Origin of the sequence: Streptomyces sp. NPDC057654 (assembly GCF_042800135.1) — a bacterium.
Taxonomy (GTDB): Bacteria; Actinomycetota; Actinomycetes; order Streptomycetales; family Streptomycetaceae; genus Streptomyces.
On the sequence record NZ_JBHVHQ010000073.1, the window covers coordinates 1 to 18008 of the forward strand.

The following is an 18008-nucleotide window of genomic DNA, read 5'->3' on the forward strand; positions in this document are numbered from 1 at the left end:
AGGACCTCGGCGAACAGGGCGCACAGCGCCGTCTCCCGCGGCGTCCCCGGCTCCCGGCCGCCGGAGCGGGCGGAGGCGGCGGCGAAGTCGGGCGCGGGCAGCGCGGTGCGGTCGAGCTTGCCGTTCTGCCGCAGCGGCAGCACATCGAGGGTCGTGAACGCCGACGGCACCATGTAGTCCGGCAGCGCCGTCCCGACGTGCCCGCGCAGCTCGGCCGGGCTCGGCGCCGCGCCCTCGGCAGGCACGACGTACGCGACGAGACGCTTGCCGCCGGGCCCCTCCTCGTGGACGGCTACGGCCGCGCGGGCGACGTGCGGGTGGGTGGCGAGCGCCGCCTCGATCTCGCCGAGTTCGATGCGGAAGCCGCGCACCTTCACCTGGTGGTCGGTGCGGCCCAGATACTCCAGCCGCCCCTCGGCGTTCCACCGCACGAGGTCGCCGGTGCGGTACATGCGAGCGCCGGCCGGGCCGTACGGATCGGCGACGAACCGCTCCCCCGTCAGCCCCGGCCGCGCGACATAGCCGCGGGCCAGCGCCGCGCCCGCCAGGTACAGCTCCCCTGCGACGCCCGGCGCGACCGGGCGCAGCGCGCCGTCGAGCACGTACGCCCGCGAGTTGGCGATCGGCCGCCCGATGGGGGCGACGCCCGGCCAGCCCGCCGTGGACGCGGGCAGCGTGTACGCCGTCACCGCGTGGGTCTCCGACGGTCCGTAGTGGTTGTGCAGCCGTCGCCCCTCCCCCCGGGCCGCGAACGCGCGCACCGCGCCGCCGAGCGTCAGCGCCTCGCCCCCCTGCACGAGCCGCTTCAGCGCGGGGAGCCGCGCGCCCTGCTCCTCGGCGGCCTCGCACAGGGCGTCCACGACGAGGTTCGGGGCGTGCAGCTCCGCCACCCGATGGCGCTCCAGCCAGGCGACGAGCCGCTCCGGGTCGCGCCGCACCTCCTCGGGGCAGGCCACCAGCGTCTTGCCGTGCAGCAGCGCCGAGAGGATCTCCTGCACCGACACGTCGAAGCTGACGGCCGTGAACTGCGCGACGCGGGTGCCCGGCGGGCTCGGCAGCTCCGCCGCGTGCCAGGTCAGCAGGTTCTTCAGCGCGCCGACGGTCATCACGACGCCCTTCGGCTTCCCCGTCGACCCGGAGGTGTAGATGACGTACGAGGGGTGGGCGGGCAGCAGGGCGGCGGGCCGTTCGTCGGCCGTGACGTCCGGCACGGGCAGCCCCTCGCCGCCGAGGAACTCGGCCGGCTCCGGGCCGTCCAGTACGAGCCGGGGCGCGCTCGCCGCGTCGGCGGGCGGCAGGGACGGGGACGCGGCGACACTGGTCAGCACCAGTACGGGGCCGATGTCCGCCAGCATGTGGGCGATGCGCTCGACCGGGTACGCCGGGTCGACCGGTACGTATCCGGCACCCGCCTTGATCACGGCCAGCAGCGAGACGACCTGGTCGATGGAGCGCGGCAGGGCCACCGCCACATACCGCTCCGGGCCCGCGCCGTGCTCGATGAGCAGCCGGGCCAACCGGTTCGCCCGCGCGTTCAGCCGCTCGTACGACAGCTCCTCGTCCTCGAAGACGACGGCCGTCGCGTCCGGGGTACGGGCGGCCTGCGCCTCGAACAGCTCCGGCAGCGAGGCGTCGGGCACGGGAAGGGCGGTGTCGTTCCACTCGTGGAGCACACGCCGTCGCTCGGCCGGTTCGAGGACGTCGATGGCGCTGACGGGGAGGTCGGGGCGGGCGGCCACGGCGGTGAGCACGCGCACCAGGCGGCCGGCGATGGTGCGCGCCGTCTCGCGGTCGAACAGGTCGGCGCTGAACTCCAGCAGACCGCCGATGCCCGCCGGAGCGCCGCCGGCCGGTCGCCGCTCCCCGAGCGAGAACAGCAGGTCGAAGCGGGCTACGCCGGTGCCGACGCGGTGGCCGGAGACGGTGACGTCCGGGGAGGCGTCGGGGGGCGTCGCGGCGGGGTCTGATTCGCTGTGGTGGCCCGCCGTGTTGAAGGCCAGCATCGTCTGGAACAGCGGGTGCCGGGACATCGACCGGACCGGCTTGACCACATCCACCAGTCGCTCGAACGGCACGTCCTGATGCGCGTAGGCGGCGAGCGCCGTCTCCCGCACCCGGCCCACGAGCTCGGTGAAGACCGGGTCGCCCGACACGTCCGTGCGCAGGACGAGGGTGTTCACGAAGAATCCGACGAGGTCCTCCACGGCGGCGTCGGTGCGGCCCGCGATGGGGGTGCCGACCGGTACGTCCGTCGATCCGCTGAGCTTGGCCAGCAGTGTCGCCAACGCGGCCTGCACCACCATGAACACGCTGGACTGCGTCGCCCGCGCCACCTGGACGAGCCCCGCGTGCACCTCGGCGGGGACCTCGAAGGCGACCTCGTCGCCCTGGTAGGTGGTCTCCGCCGGGCGCGGCCGGTCGGTGGGGATCTCCAGCTGGTCCGGCAGCCCGGCCAGGGTCTGTTGCCAGTACGCGAGCTGGCGGGAAACGGCACTGGCGGGGTCGTCCTCGGAGCCGAGGATGTCGCGCTGCCACAGGGCGTAGTCCGCGTACTGCGCCGGGAGCGGCGCCCAGTCCGGGGCCCGGCCCGCAGTCGAGCGCGCCGTGTAAGCGGCCGTCAGGTCGCGGACGAGCAGCGGCATGGACCAGCCGTCGGTGGCGATGTGGTGCACCAGGATCAGCAAGACGCGCTCGCCGGGACCGGTCTCGAACAGCCTGACGCGCAGCGGCGGTTCGCGGGTCAGGTCGAAGGAGTGCCGCGCGGCGCGCGCCAGCTCCCCGGCGAGGCCGTCCTCGGACGTGGCGACGACCGTCAGCTCCGGCACGGCCCCGCGCTCCGGCAGGACGCGCTGGTACGGGCCTTCGGCGTCCTCGGCGAAGACCGTGCGCAGGGTCTCGTGCCGCGCCACGACATCGGCGAACGCGGCGCGGAGCGCCTCGGCGTCCAGCGCGCCGGACAGCCTGATGCCGGTGGGGACGTTGTACGTCGGGCTGGGGCCCTCCAACTGGTGGAGGAACCACAGGCGTTGCTGCGCGTACGAGAGGGGAAGCCGATCGGGCCGGGCGCATACCGTCAGCGGGGCCCTCCCCTCTTCCGAACCGGACAGCGCGGCGGCGAGAGCAGCGACGGTCGGCCGTTCGAAGAGCTGACGGACCGACAGTTCGGTGCCGAGTGCCGTACGGGCGCGGGCAGCCAGCCGTGTCGCGAGGAGCGAGTGGCCGCCCAGCTCGAAGAAGTCGTCGTCGACGGTGACGCGGTCCACGCCGAGCACCTCGGCGAAGATCCCGCACAGGATCTCCTCCTGCGGGGTGCGGGGCTCGCGGCCGGCGGTCTCCGCACCGTATTCGGGTGCGGGCAGTGCCTTGCGGTCGAGCTTGCCGTTCGGGGTGAGCGGCAGCGCGCCGAGGGTGACGACGGCGGACGGCACCATGTAGTCGGGCAGGGCCTCGCCCACGTGGCGGCGCAGCGCGCCCGCGTCCGCTTCCGCGCCGTCGGCGGGCACGACGTACGCCACGAGGCGCTTGTCGCCGGGCCGGTCCTCACGCACCACGACGGCGCTGTGCGCGACGAGGGCCGAACGACCCAAAACCGCCTCGATCTCGCCGAGTTCGATGCGGAAGCCCCGGATCTTCACCTGGAAGTCGGTGCGCCCGATGTACTCCAGCTCGCCGTCCGCACTCCACCGCACGAGGTCACCGGTCCGGTACATACGGGTCCCGGCCCGGCCGTACGGGTCGGCGACGAACCGCTCCGCCGACAGCCCCGGACGCTGGTGGTAGCCGCGCGCCAGGCCCTCCCCCGCGATGTACAGCTCACCGCTGGTGCCGGGCGCGACCGGACGGAGCCCGGCGTCCAGCACGTACAGCCGGGTATTGCGGATCGGCCGCCCGATCGGCGGCGGCGCCTGCGCGCCCGTACGGGAATACCAGGCCGCCGCGTACACCGTGGCCTCGGTCGGCCCGTAGATATTCGCCAGCCGCTCCGCACCCACCGCCCGCACGATGCCGTTCGCGGCCTGCGCGGACAGCGCCTCGCCCGCCAGGACCACGCTGCGCGCGGTGACGGGGAGCCGGCCCTCGCCGACGATCTGGGACATCGCCGAGGGCACGCCGCTCACCAGGCCGGCGGCCACGGCCGTCCGGGAGCCGTCGGCGAGTGCGAGCAGGTCCCGTACGACCTCGATCGAACCGCCCGAGAGCAGTGGCCCGAACATCTCGAAGACGGAGACGTCGAAGTTGAGGGACGTGGACGCCACCACATGAGCCAGCTCCTCGGCCCCGAACTCCGCCGCCGCCCACGCCGCCAGATCCGCGACGTTCTCATGCGGCACCACCACTCCCTTCGGCATCCCCGTGGACCCTGACGTGTAGATCGCGTACGCCGGGTGGAGGGGGGACAGCGTACCGGAGCGGTCCGCGTCCGTCGGGTCGGAGGCGGGGCGGTCCGCGACGGCCTCGACGGTCTGCCGGTCGTCGAGCACCAGGCGCTTCGGTCCGTCGTCCGGCAGCCGCGACAGCACGTCGTCGACCGTGATCAGGAGCGCGGGTGCGGCGTCGGTGAGCAGGTGGGCGATGCGGTCGGTCGGATAGTCGGGGTCCACCGGTACGTACGCCGCCCCTGCTTTGAGCACGGCGAGGAGGGACACGATGGTCAGTTCCGAACGCGGCAGGGAGATCCCCACGAAGCCCTCGGGGCCCGCGCCCAGCGCGATCAGGAGATGCGCGAGCCGGTTGGCACGCTCGTTCAACTCGGCGTAACTCAGCGTGACTTCACCATATGTGACGGCGACGGCATCGGGCGTACGGGCCGCCTGACGCTCGAACAGTTCCGGCAGCGTCGCCCGTGGCACCTCGGCCGCCGTGTCGTTCCACTCCTCCAGCACCCGCCGCCGCTCGTCCGCGCCCAGCACGTCCACCTGACTGACCGCCAGCTCCGGCGCGGCCGTCACCGCCTCCAGCAGCCGCACGAACCGCTCGCCGATCCGCTCGACAGAGGTGTGGTCGAACAGGTCGGTGCTGTACTCGATGATGCCGTTGATCCCGTCGGGCGCGCCGTCGGCGGCCCGCCCGTCGGCGAGGGCGAAGCGCAGGTCGAACTGGGCGATGCCGGTGCCGACGCGGTGGCCGGTGACGCTGAGCCCCGGCAGCTGCCCGCCGCGCTCACCGAGGGCCGCCCGCTGGTCGACGTTGTTGAACGCCAGCATCGTCTGGAAGAGCGGGTGCCGGGACATGGACCGGGCGGGGTTGACCGCCTCCACCAGGCGCTCGAACGGCACGTCCTGGTGCGCGTACGCCGCGAGGTCCGCCTCCCGCGCGCGGGCGATCAGCTCGGTGAAGGTCGGGTTACCGGAGGTGTCGGTGCGCAGGACGAGCGTGTTGACGAAGAACCCGACCAGGTCCTCCAGCGCGTCATCCGTGCGGCCCGCGATGGGCGTGCCGAGGGGGATGTCCGTGCCGCCGGTGAGCTTCGTCAGCAGTGCCGCCAGTGCGGCCTGCACGACCATGAACAGGCTGGCCCGGTTCTCCTGGGCCAGCGTCTCCAGGCGCTGGTGCAGAGCGGCCGGTATGGCGATCGGCACGTTGTCACCGCGATAGGACGTATCCGCCGGCCGGGGCCGGTCGGTCGGCAGCCCCAGCTCCTCCGGCAGACCGGCCAATGCCTGTTCCCAATAGGCGAGCTGACGGGAGATCGGGCTGTCCGGATCCTCATCCGAGCCGAGGATGTCGCGCTGCCACAGGGTGTAGTCCGCGTACTGCACCGGCAGCGGCGCCCAGTCGGGCGCCTGCCCCATGGAGCGGCTGGTGTAGGCCGTGGTGAGGTCTCGTACCAGGAGCGGAGTCGACCAGCCGCCGTCGCTCACGATGTGGTGCACGAGGACCATCAGGACGTGTTCGTCGGGTCCGGTCTCGAAGAGCCAGGCCCGCAGCGGGAGTTCGGAGGAGAGGTCGAAGCCGTGGCGCGCCGCGCGGCGCAGTTCCTCCTCCAGCCCCGGCTCGGTGGTGCGTACGGGCGTCAGCTCGGGCCGGGCGCTCCACGGGTCCAGGACCCGCTGATACGGGCCGTCGGCGTCCTCGCCGAAGACGGTGCGCAGACTCTCGTGGCGCACCACCACGTCGCCGAGCGCGGCGCGCAGCGCGTCGGCGTCCAGGGCGCCGGACAGCCGGAGCGTGGTGGGGATGTTGTACGTGGCGCTGGGGCCCTCCAGCTGGTTGAGGAACCACAGCCGCCGCTGGGCGAAGGAGACGGGCACCCGGTCCGGGCGGGGCCGGGCTGCCAGCGCGGTCCGCGCGCCGCCGCCCGTACCGATCGCCTCGGCCAGCCCGGCGACGGTCGGCGTCTCGAAGAGCCGGCGGACGCTCATCTCCGCGTCGAAGGTGGAGCGGATGCGGCCGGCGAGGCGGATCGCGGCCAGCGAGTGGCCGCCGAGGTCGAAGAAGCTGTCGTCCACGGTGACCCGCGATACGCCCAGAACCTCGGCGAACAGCCCGCAGAGGATCTCCTCCTGCGGGGTGCGCGGCGCACGGCCGGCCTTGTCGACGCCGTACTCGGGGGCGGGCAGGGCCTTGCGGTCCAGCTTCCCGTTGGGCGTCAGCGGCAGCGCGTCGAGAGCCAGAAAGGCCGAGGGCACCATGTAGTCGGGCAGGGACGCGGCGACGTGCTTGCGGAGCGCGGCGGGGTCGAGCGCCGCACCGTCGGCGGGGACCGGATAGGCGACGATCCGCTTGTCCCCCGGCTGGTCCTCGCGCACGATCACGACGGCGCGGGTGATATCGGAGTGCGCGGTCAACGCGGCCTCGATCTCGCCGAGTTCGATGCGGAAGCCGCGGACCTTGACCTGGAAGTCGGTGCGGCCGATGTACTCCAGCTCGCCGTTCACATGCCATCGCACCAGGTCACCCGTACGGTACATACGACCGCCGGCCGGACCGTACGGGTCCGCGATGAACCGCTCCGCCGACAGGTCCGGGCGACGGTGGTACCCACGGGCCAGGCCGTCGCCCGCGATGTACAGCTCACCCGCCACACCCGGCGCGACCGGACGGAGCCCGGCGTCCAGGACGTACACCTGCGTATTCGCGATCGGCCGCCCGATCGACACCGCTCCGCCGGAAGCCTCCACCTCCGACGCCGTCGACCAGATCGTCGTCTCCGTCGGACCGTAGAGATTCGTCACCGAACGGCCCGCACCAGCCAGCGCACCCGCCAGATCACCCGACAACGCCTCACCGCCGACCAGCACCCGCACACCCGACAGATCCGTGCCGGTCTCGACGACCGCGTGCCACAGGCTGGGAGTCGCCTGCATCACCGTGGTGCCGGAGAGCTTGATCAGGTCGGTCAGCGCGGCGGGGTCCTTGACCGTGTCGCGGGAGGCGAGAACCAGACCCGCGCCGTTGAGCAGCGGGAGGTACAGCTCCAGACCCGCGATGTCAAAGCCGACGGTCGTGACCGCCAACAGCCGTTCTTCTGCGCCGAGTTGGAATCGCAACTGCATCGAGGACAGGAAATTGACCAGCGCCGAACCCGGTACCACCACCCCCTTCGGGCGCCCCGTCGAACCCGAGGTGTAGATCGCGTACGCGGCGTGGGACGGCGAGCGGCCCGGGACCCGTACGTTCTCGGGCGAGCGGTCGCCGAGGTCCAGGGCCTGGAGGTCGGCCTCGGTCAGGGTGAGGACCGGCCGGGCGTCCTCCAGGACGTAGTCGATACGGTCCTGCGGAAACTCCGGGTCCACCGGCACATACGCCGCACCCGACTTCAACACCGCCAGCAGCGACACCACCAATTCCACCGAACGCGGCAACACCACCGCCACAAACCGCTCCGGACCCGCACCCCGCTCCACGAGATACCGGGCGACACGGTTGGCGCGGGCGTTCAGCTCCGCGTACGACAGCTCAGCACCCTCGAAAACCAACGCCGTCGCATCCGGCGTACGCGCCGCCTGCACCTCGAACAGCCCCGCCACCGACTGCTGCGGCACATCGCACGCGGTGTCGTTCCACTCCACCAGCACCCGCCGCCGCTCGGCGGCGGCGAGGACGTCGAGCCGTGCGACAGGCACGTCGGGGGCTGCGACGACTGCCGCGAGCACCCGGACGAACCGGTCCGCGATCTGCTCGGCAGTCGTGCGGTTGTAAAGGTCGGTGCTGTAGTTCAGCGCGCCTGCCAGCCCCGCCGGCCGCCCGTCGGGGCCGTGCTGCTCGCCCAGCGTGAAGGAGAGGTCGAAGCGCGCGAACCCGCTGCCCGTCGGATGCTCGGCGACGGTGAGGCCCGCCGTGCGGTCGGCCGCCGCGCGGGCCTGGCTCTCGTCGTTGTTGTTCCAGGTCAGCAGGGTCTGGAAGAGCGGGTGCCGGGACATCGAGCGGGTCGGGTTGAGGACTTCGACCAGCCGCTCGAAGGGCACGTCCTGGTGCTCGTACGCGGCCAGGCCGGCCTCCCGCACCCGGCCGACCAGATCACGGAAGGTGGGGTTGCCGGAGACGTCGGCGCGCAGCACGAGCGTGTTGACGAAGAACCCGACCAGGTCGTCCAGCGCGTCGTCCATACGGCCCGCGATGGGCGTGCCGACCGGGATGTCGTCCCCCGCGCCCAGTTTCGACAGCAGGGCGGCCAGGGCCGCCTGCGCCACCATGAACACGCTCGCGCGGGTCTCCCGCGCCAGCCCCGCGAGCCCGGCGTGCACCGCGGCCGGCACCTCGATGGGGAGGGTGTCGCCGCGGTAGGAGGCGGTGGCGGGGCGGGGCCGGTCCGTCGGCAGCTCCAGTTCCTCCGGGAGGCCGTCGAGCGTGGCCCGCCAGTAGGCGAGTTGCTGCGAAATGACGCTCTCCGGGTCGTCCTCGGAGCCGAGGACTTCCTGTTGCCAAATGGTGAAGTCCGAGTACTGGACCGGGAGTTCCTCCCAGTCCGGCGCCCCGCCCTCGCGCCGGGCCGTGTAGGCGGTGAGCAGGTCGCGTACGAGCACCGGAGTCGACCAGCCGTCACCTGCCATGTGGTGCACGAGGATCAGCAGCACGTGGTCCTCGGGGCCGGCCTCGAAGAGCGTCGCCTTCAGCGGGATGTCGGCGAGCGGGTCGAAGGCGTGACGGGCGGCCGACTCCAGCGCGCGGTTCAGCTCCGGTGCGTCGACGGGTACGACGGTCAGCTCGGGCCGGGCGTGCTCCGCGTCGAGGATGACCTGATGCGGGCCTTCGGGGCCGTCGGCGAAGAGAGTGCGGAGCGTCTCGTGCCGTTCCACGACATCGGCCAGGGCGGCGCGCAGCGCCTTCCGGTCCAGTTCCCCGGTCAGCCGCAGCGCGGTGGGGATGTTGTAGATCGCGCTGGGGCCCTCCAGCTGGTGGAGGAACCACAGCCGACGCTGCGCGAAAGACAGCGGAATCACGAGTTCTCCTTGTTCTTGGGCTGGCGGCGGAGGGCCGGGCGGGCCTTGGCCGCCGTCTTCTCGGCCAGGCTGCTCGCGAGGCCGGCGACCGTGGGCGCCTCGAAGAAGCCGCGGATGCTCATCTCCTTGCCGAGGGCCGAGCGGACTCGGCCGGCCAGGCGGGTCGCGAGGAGGGAGTGGCCGCCGAGGTCGAAGAAGCTGTCGTCGATGGACACCTCGGACACCCCGAGCACCTCGGCGAACAGGCCGACGAGGGTCTCCTCCTCCGGCGTCCGCGGCGTCCGGCCGGCGCTCGCGGGCCCGTAGTCGGGGGCGGGCAGAGCGTTCCGATCGAGCTTTCCGTTGGGCGTCAGCGGCAGCGCGTCGAGGGTGACGACGGCCGCGGGCACCATGTAGTCGGGCAGCGACGCGCCGATGTGCTCGCGCAGCGCGCCCGGCTCGGGGGCCGCGCCCTCGGCGGCCGGGACGACGTACGCGACCAGCCGCCTGTCGCCGGGCGCGTCCTCGCGCACCACGACCGCGCCGCGCGAGACGTCGGCGTGTCCGGTCAGGACCGCTTCGATCTCGCCAAGCTCGATGCGGAAGCCGCGGACCTTGACCTGGAAGTCGGTGCGGCCGATGTACTCCAGCTGTCCCTGAGAATTCCACCGCACCAGGTCGCCCGTCCGGTACATACGGGCACCGGCCGGACCGTACGGGTCCGCCACGAACCGCTCCGCCGACAGGTCCGGGCGACGGTGGTACCCCCGCGCCAGGCCGGCCCCCGCGATGTAGAGCTCACCAGCCACACCCGGCGCGACCGGACGCAGCGCGGCGTCCAGGACGTACACCTGCGTATTCGCGATCGGCCGCCCGATCGAGACTCCCGCGCCCGAAGCCTCCACCTCCGACGCCGTCGACCAGATCGTCGTCTCCGTCGGACCGTAGAGGTTCGTCACCGACTGAGCCGCGTCGGCCAGCGCGCCCGCCAGATCGCCGGGCAGCGCCTCGCCGCCGACCAGCACCCGTACGCCGGAGAGGTCGGCCCCGGCTTCCAGCAGCGCGTGCCACAGGCTCGGGGTGGCCTGGACGGCGGTGGCGCCGGACTGCTTGACGAGGGCGGCCAGCTCGGCGGGGTCCTTGACGGTCTCGCGGGAGGCGAGGACCAGACCCGCGCCGTTGAGCAGCGGGAGGTACAGCTCCAGACCGGCGATGTCGAAACCGACGGTCGTGACCGCCAACAGCCTTTGCCCCTCGTCGAGTTGGAACGTCGACTGCATCGAGGAGAGGAAGTTGACGAGCGCCGAACCCGGTACCACCACTCCCTTCGGGCGGCCCGTCGATCCCGAGGTGTAGATCGCGTACGCCGCCTGCGAGGGCTGCGCCGCGCGCTCGGGGTCCGTCGCCGCGTAACCGTCGAGGTCGATGGCCGACAGCTCCGCTCCGGTCAGGGTGAGGACCGGCCGGGCGTCCTCCAGAACGTAATCGATACGGTCCTGCGGAAACTCCGGATCCACTGGCACGTATGCCGCACCCGACTTCAACACGGCCAGCAGCGACACCACCAGCTCCACCGAACGCGGCAACACCACCGCCACAAACCGCTCCGGACCCGCACCCCGCTCCACGAGATACCGGGCGACACGATTGGCGCGGGCGTTCAGCTCCGCATACGACAACTCAGCACCCTCGAAAACCAACGCCGACGCGTCCGGCGTGCGCGCCACCTGAGCCTCGAAAAGCTCCGCCACCGTCTGCTGCGGCACATCGCGCACGGTGTTGTTCCACTCCACCAGCACCCGCCGCCGCTCGGCGGCGTCCAGCACGTCGATGGTGCTGACGGGGGCGCCGGGCGTCTCGGCGGCCGCTTCCAGCAGGCGTACGAGCCGCCGCGCGAACCCTTCGACAGTCGGCCGGTCGAAGAGGTCGGCGCTGTACTCGACGACGCCGTCCATGCCCTCCGGGACGCCCGCCGCATCGTGCCGCTCGGCGAGGTTGAAGGCCAGGTCGAACTTGGCGAACTCCATGCTCACCTGCTCGCCCGTGACCTCGACGCCCGGCAGCCCGACGGCGTCGCGGCCGGCCGAGCCGCCGGACTCGTTGTTGTTCCACATCAGCATCGTCTGGAACAGCGGATGGCGGGACATCGAGCGCGCCGGGTTCAGCACTTCGACCAGCCGCTCGAAGGGCACGTCCTGATGCGCGTACGCCGCCAGGTCCGTCTCCCGCACCCGACCCACCAGCTCGGCGAACGTCGGGTCGCCGGACACGTCGGTGCGCAGCACGAGCGTGTTGACGAAGAACCCGACCAGCTCGTCGAGCGCGTCGTCCGTACGGCCGGCGATGGGCGTGCCGATCGGGATGTCCTCGCCCGCACCGAGCTTCGACAGCAGGGTGGAGACGGCGGCCTGGACCACCATGAACAGGCTGGCGCGGCTCTCCCGCGCCAGTTTCGCCAGTCCGGCGTGCAGCTCGGCGCTCAGTTCGAAGGTCACGGTCTCGCCGCGGTAGGTCGCCGCCGCCGGGCGGGGCCGGTCGCGGGGCAGCTCCAACTCCTCCGGAAGATCGACCAACGCATCTTTCCAGTAGGTGAGTTGACGGGATATGGCGCTGTCGGCGTCGTCCTCGCTGCCCAGCAGTTCGCGCTGCCACAGGGCGTAGTCGGCGTACTGTACGGGCAGCGGCTCCCACTGCGGGAGGGCGCCCGCGCACCGTGCCGCGTAGGCGCGCGCCACGTCGCGGGCGAGCACGAGGTCCGACCAGCCGTCCGTGACGATGTGGTGCACCAGGAACAGCAGGACATGGTCCTCCGGGCCCACCTCGAACAGCCAGGTACGCAGCGGGATCTCGGCCGCGAGGTCGAACGGCCGGCGCGCCGCCTCGGCGACGCGCTGCCGCACGTCAGCGCCCTCGACCCGTACGACCTCCATGGCGGGGCGTGCCTCGTCGGGGGCAAGAATCACCTGGTAGCCGCCCTCGGCGTCCTCGGCGAACACCGTGCGCAGGCTCTCGTGCCGCGCCACGACGTCGGCGAGGGCGGCGGCCAGCGCCTTCTGGTTCAGCGTGCCCTTGAGGCGCAGTGCGGTGGGCATGTTGTAGGTCGCGCTCGGGCCCTCCATCTGGTGGAGGAACCAGAGCCGCTGCTGCGCGAAGGAGAGGGGCAGCCGGTCGGGGCGCTCCATGGGCACGACGGCGGTACGTGTGTCGCCGGTCGCCGCTGCGCCGAGGGCTGCGGAGAGGGCGGCGACGGTCGGGGTCTCGAAGAGCTGACGGATCGCCATCTCCACGCCGAGCGTCGAACGTGCCCTGCTGACAAGCCGGATGGCGAGGAGCGAATGCCCGCCCAGCTCGAAGAAGTCCTCATCGATGCCGACCCGCGCCACGCCCAGGATCTCCGCGAACAGCCCGCACAGGATCTCTTCGCGCGGTGAGCGCGGGCCTCGGGCGGCAGGGGCCGAGGCAAGTGCCTGGGTGCCGTAGTCGGGGACGGGCAGAGCCTTGCGGTCCAGCTTGCCGTTCCTCGTCAGCGGCAGGGCGTCGAGGACGGTGAACGCGGACGGCACCATGTAGTCGGGGAGCGACGCGGCCAGGTGGGCGTGGAGCGCGGCGGAACCGGGCGCGGCGTCGACCGTTGCATTGGGCACGACGTAGGCGGCGAGCCGCTTGTCCCCCGGCTCGTCCTCCCGCACGACCACGGCCGCCCGCGACAGCGCCGGATGCCCCGCCAACGCCGCCTCGATCTCGCCCAGTTCGATACGGAAGCCGCGCAGCTTGACCTGATCGTCCGCACGACCCACGTACTCGATGTCACCATCGGCACGCCGCCGCACCACATCACCCGTGCGATACATCCGCCCACCGGACCCGCCGAACGGATCCGCAACAAACCGCTCAGCCGTGAGTCCTGCCCGGCCGTGGTAACCACGTGCCAAGACCACGCCCGCCACGTACAGCTCACCGGGCACGCCCACCGGCACCGGCTGCAACGACGAATCCAGCACGTACGCACGGGTGTTGGCGAACGGACGGCCGATCGGCACCGGGCCGGTCGGCGTCGGCTCCCCCGGCGCCAGCCGGTACTCCAGGCAGTTCACCGTCGCCTCGGTCGGACCGTAGGCATTGAAGACCGTCACATCCGGATGCGCCGCACGCCATCCCTCCAGCACCTCACCGACAAGCGCCTCACCACCCAGAATCAACGTCCCCGACGGCGACACCTCCTCCGGCAGCGCCTCCAGAATCGACAGGTGGCTCGGCGTGCCCTTCATGAAGGACGGACGCGCACCGCGAGCCGCCGCCTCGTCCAGTTCCGCGAGCCGCACGCAGCCGCCGCTGACCAGCGGCGTGTACAGCGCGGTCACCGTCAGGTCGAACGCCAGCGGCGAATGCACCAACGACACACCCGCCACCGCACCCGCATACGCCTCACGCGCCCGCACCGCATAAGCGCCCAGCGAACGGTGCTCGACCACCACGCCCTTCGGCACACCCGTCGAACCCGAGGTGTAGATCATGTACGCGGCGTGGGACTGCGCGGGGCTGTGTCCCAGGTTGTCGTCGGACCCTCCGTCGAGGGCGAGGGTGCCGATCTCCTCCTCGGTGAGAGTCAGGACCGGCCGGGAGTCGGCGAGCATGTGGGCGATGCGCTCGTCCGGGTACTCGGGGTCGACCGGCACGTACGCGCCGCCCGCCTTCAGCACCGCCAGCATCGCCACCACATTGTCCGCCGACCGCGGCAGCACGATCGCCACGAACCGCTCCGGACCCACCCCACGCGCCACGAGAGCCCGCGCCATCCGGTTCGCGCGGCCGTTCAGCTCCGCGTAGGTCAGGGACTCGTCGCCGAAGACGAGCGCGGGGGCGTCGGGGGTGCGGGCCGCCTGTGCCTCGAAGAGTTCGGGGAGCGTCGCGTCGGGGACGTCGCGGGCGGTGTCGTTCCAGCCCTCCAGCAGCCGGCGGCGCTCGTCGGCGCGCAGTACGTCCGTACGGCCGACCGGCAGGTCCGGGTCGGCGGCGAAGGCGTCGAGGACCTGGAGCAGCCGGTCACCGATGGTCTCGACGTCGGCCTCGGTGAGCAGGTCGGGCTGGTAGAAGAAGCGGAAGCCCAGGCTGGAGTGGGGCATCGCGACGAGGCTGAGCGTGTAGTGGTTGGCGGAGGTGCTCTCGGCGGCGGAGACCCGCAGCTCGCCGGGGGCCGCGCCGGTCTGCTCGCGGGCCCGGTCGAGCGGGAAGTTCTCGAAGACGAGAGACGTGTCGAAGAGTTCGCCGATGCCGGCCTGCCGCTGGATGTCGGCGAGCCCGAGGTGCTGGTGGTCCAGCAGCCGGGACTGCTCCTCCTGTACGCGCGCGAGGAACCGTGCGAGGGGTTCGGCGGGGCGCAGCCGGGCGCGCAGCGGGAGGGTGTTGATGAAGAGGCCCACCATGTCCTCGACGCCCGGCAGGTCCGCCGGGCGGCCGGAGACGGTGACGCCGAACACCGCGTCGTCGCTGCCGGTGAGGCGGCCGAGCACGAGCGCCCAGACGCCCTGGACCACGGTGTTCAGGGTCAGGCCGTGGGCGCGGGCCCGTTCGGTGAGCGCGGTCGTCGCCTCTTGCGTGAGCCCGAATTCGTGCCGTCGCGGTGCGGCCGGCATCCGGCCCGCGTCCATGGGGGCGATGCGGGTCGGTTCGGTCAGCCCGGCCAGCGACTCCTGCCAGGCCCGTTCCGCGGCGGGCCGGTCCTGCTCGGCCAGCCAGTCGAGGTAGTGCCGGTAGGGCCGCGCCTCGGGGAGGCCGCCGGCGTCGCCGCGGCTGATGTAGAGGGCGTAGAACTCGCGGAGCAGGACGGGCAGGGACCAGCCGTCGAGCAGGGTGTGGTGCATGGAGAGCACCAGCCGGTGCTGCCGGTCGGCGAGCTTGACCAGCAGGAACCGTACGAGCGGGGGGCGGCTCACGTCGAAGCGGCGGGCGCGGTCGGCGGCGACGAGCCGGTCGGCCTCGGCCGTGCGCTCCGTCTCGTCGGCGATGGCGCTGAGGTCGGCGTCCTCCCAGGGCAGCGGGACCGCGCGGGCGACGAGCTGGGCCCATTCGCCGGTCTTGCGCTGCCGGAAGGCGGCCCGGAGGTTGGAGTGGCGCTGGAGGAGCGCGCCGCCGGCGGCCCGCATCGCCTCGTGGTCCAGCTCGCCGTCCAGCTGGAAGACGAGCTGGACGGTGTAGACGTCCGGCGCCGCCTCGTCGTACACGCTGTGGAAGAGCAGCCCTTCCTGCAACGGGGACAGCGGCAGAATGTCCTCGATTACCCGCGACTGTCGGCTCACGTTCAGATCTCCCACTCGGCTACCAGGTCGTCTTCGAATTCATCGATCTCGTGCTGCGTGATCGAGCCGAGGCCCACGTCGGAGGGGGTGAGCCCGCCCGCGTCGGGGTGTTCGGCGTGTTCGGCCAGCGCGGTCAGCGCCCGGAACCAGCCCTCGGCCAGTTCCCGTACGCGCTTCTCGTCCAGCAGTCGTTCGGCGAAGGTCCAGGACGCGACCAGCTCCGGGCCGCGCGCGCCGTCCTCGGTGAGGGCGTTGAGGCCCAGGACGTGCGGGAGCGGCATCTTGTCGTCGGTGCCCGGTGCGTTGCCGTCCGCTTCCGGGGTGAGGGCCCAGTCGGCGTCTACAGCTGTAGCCGCGGCGGTGGCGAACCGGCCCAGGTAGTTGAAGCCGAGCTGCGGCGCGCCGAGGCCCGCGAGTTCGGCGGCGGTGTCCGGGTTGAGGTAGCGCAGCAGGCCGTAGCCGATGCCGTTGTCCGGGACGGCCCGCAGCCCTTCCTTGACGCGCTTGAGCAGCGCGCCCGCGGCGGGTCCGGCGGCCCACGCCTGTGCGCGGTCCAGCCCCGACACATCCAACCGCACGGGGTACACGCTCGTGAACCACCCCACGGTGGCGGATACGTCGACGCCGCCGACGGCGTCCTCCTCGCGGCCGTGGCCTTCGAGGTCCACGAGGACGTCAGGGGACCGGTCGTCGCCGCGCCATTCGGCGACGGCGAGCGCGAACGCCGACAGCAGGACGTCGTTCACCCCGGCCCGGAAGGTGCTCGGCACGGTGGTCAGGAGGGCGTCCGTGACGTCGGCGGGCAGCCGCAGCGTCACCGATCCCGCCGAGCCGTACGTGTCCAGCTCCGGGTCGAGCGGACCGGCGCCGATCACAGGGCCGGGGGCCGCGAGCGTCCGCCGCCACAGCTCCAACTCTGCTGCTCTGGAAGCCTTTTCGGACTCCTCCGTCAGCCTTCGGACCCAGCCGCGGAAGGACGTCGCCACCGGTTCCGGCGCCGCGTCGCGGCCCGCGGCGGCCGCTCGCCACGCGTCGGCGAGCGCGGGCACCAGCACCCGCCAGGACACGCCGTCCACCGCGAAGTGATGCACCATCACCAGCAGCCGCCCCGGCTCGTCCGGGCCCCGGTCGAACCACACCACCCGCACCATCGCGCCGTCGGCGGGCGACAGCCCATCGCGCGCCGCCTCCGCCTCGGCCGCGTACTGGGCGGCGCGGGCCGCGTCGTCCATGCCGTGCTGGTCGACGCGGAGCACACACTCCTCGGCCCGTACGGAGCCGGGCGCGGCGACCTCCATCGTCCAGTCGGCCGCGGCGGGCGCGGCAGTGACCTTCAGGCGCAGTGCGTCGTGGTGGTCGAGCACGGTCTGCACGGCGGTCACCAGGTCGCGCCGGTCCATGCCGGCCGGGGCCTGGAGGACCGTGGACTGGTTGAACCGGTCGAGGGGGCCGCCGCGCCCGGCGAGCCAGTGCATGACCGGTGTCAGCGGTACGGGGCCGACCCCCGCGCCCGGCGCTTCGGCGACCGCGCCTCGGGCGGCCGCGACGGCTCCGGCGAGGGCCGCGACGGTCTTGTGGTCGAAGACGTCGCGCGCCGACAGCTCCAGCCCGGCCCGGCGGGCGCGGCTGACCAGCTGGATGGACATGATGCTGTCGCCGCCCAGCTCGAAGAAGCTGTCGTCGATCCCCACCCGCTCCATTCCCAGGACCTCGGCGAACAGCCCGCACAGCAGTTCCTCGCGCGGTGTGCGCGGGGCGCGGCCGGTGAGTTCGGCGCGGTACTCGGGTTCGGGGAGGGCCTTGCGGTCGAGCTTGCCGTTCGGGGTGAGCGGCAGGGCGTCGAGGGTCACGAACGCGGCGGGCACCATGTAGTCGGGCAGTGTGGCGGAGAGGAATTCCCGCAGCTCGCCGACGGCGGGGGCCTCGGCTCCGGCCGGCAAGCCACCGGATACGCCACCCGGTACGCCGTCCGGCACGAGGTAGGCCACGAGGCGCTTCTCCCCCGGCCGGTCCTCGCGGACCAGGACGGTGCACTGGGCGATCCGGCCGTGCGCGGAGAGGGCCGCTTCGACCTCGCCGAGCTCGATGCGGAAGCCGCGGACCTTCACCTGGTCGTCGGCGCGTCCGGCGTATTCGAGCACGCCGTCCTTGCGCCACCGGGCGAGGTCGCCGGTGCGGTACATGCGGGCGCCGGCCGGTCCGTACGGGTCGGCGGTGAACCGCTCCGCCGTCAGGGCGGGGCGGCCGAGGTAGCCGCGGGCGAGGCCGCCGCCCGCGATGTACAGCTCGCCCGCGACGCCGGGCGCGACCGGCCGCAGCCCCGCGTCGAGCACGTACACCTGGGTGTTGT

The 18008-nt window shown here is 72.6% G+C and carries 3 protein-coding genes; all 3 read right to left on the reverse strand.

Going from position 1 to position 18008, the window contains the following annotated elements; all coding sequences use genetic code 11:
- Positions 1-9383 (reverse strand): amino acid adenylation domain-containing protein (locus ACFU99_RS09020; protein WP_384387989.1); only part of this gene is annotated, 9383 nt, incomplete at its 3' end.
- A complete protein-coding gene (locus tag ACFU99_RS09025) occupies positions 9380-15658 on the reverse strand; it encodes an amino acid adenylation domain-containing protein (protein WP_384387991.1) in 6279 nt (2092 codons plus the stop codon). The genes ACFU99_RS09025 and ACFU99_RS09020, both read right to left, overlap by 4 nt.
- 2 nt (positions 15659-15660) lie before the next feature.
- Positions 15661-18008: condensation domain-containing protein (locus ACFU99_RS09030; RefSeq protein WP_384387994.1), on the reverse strand; the 2348-nt coding region annotated here is incomplete at its 5' end.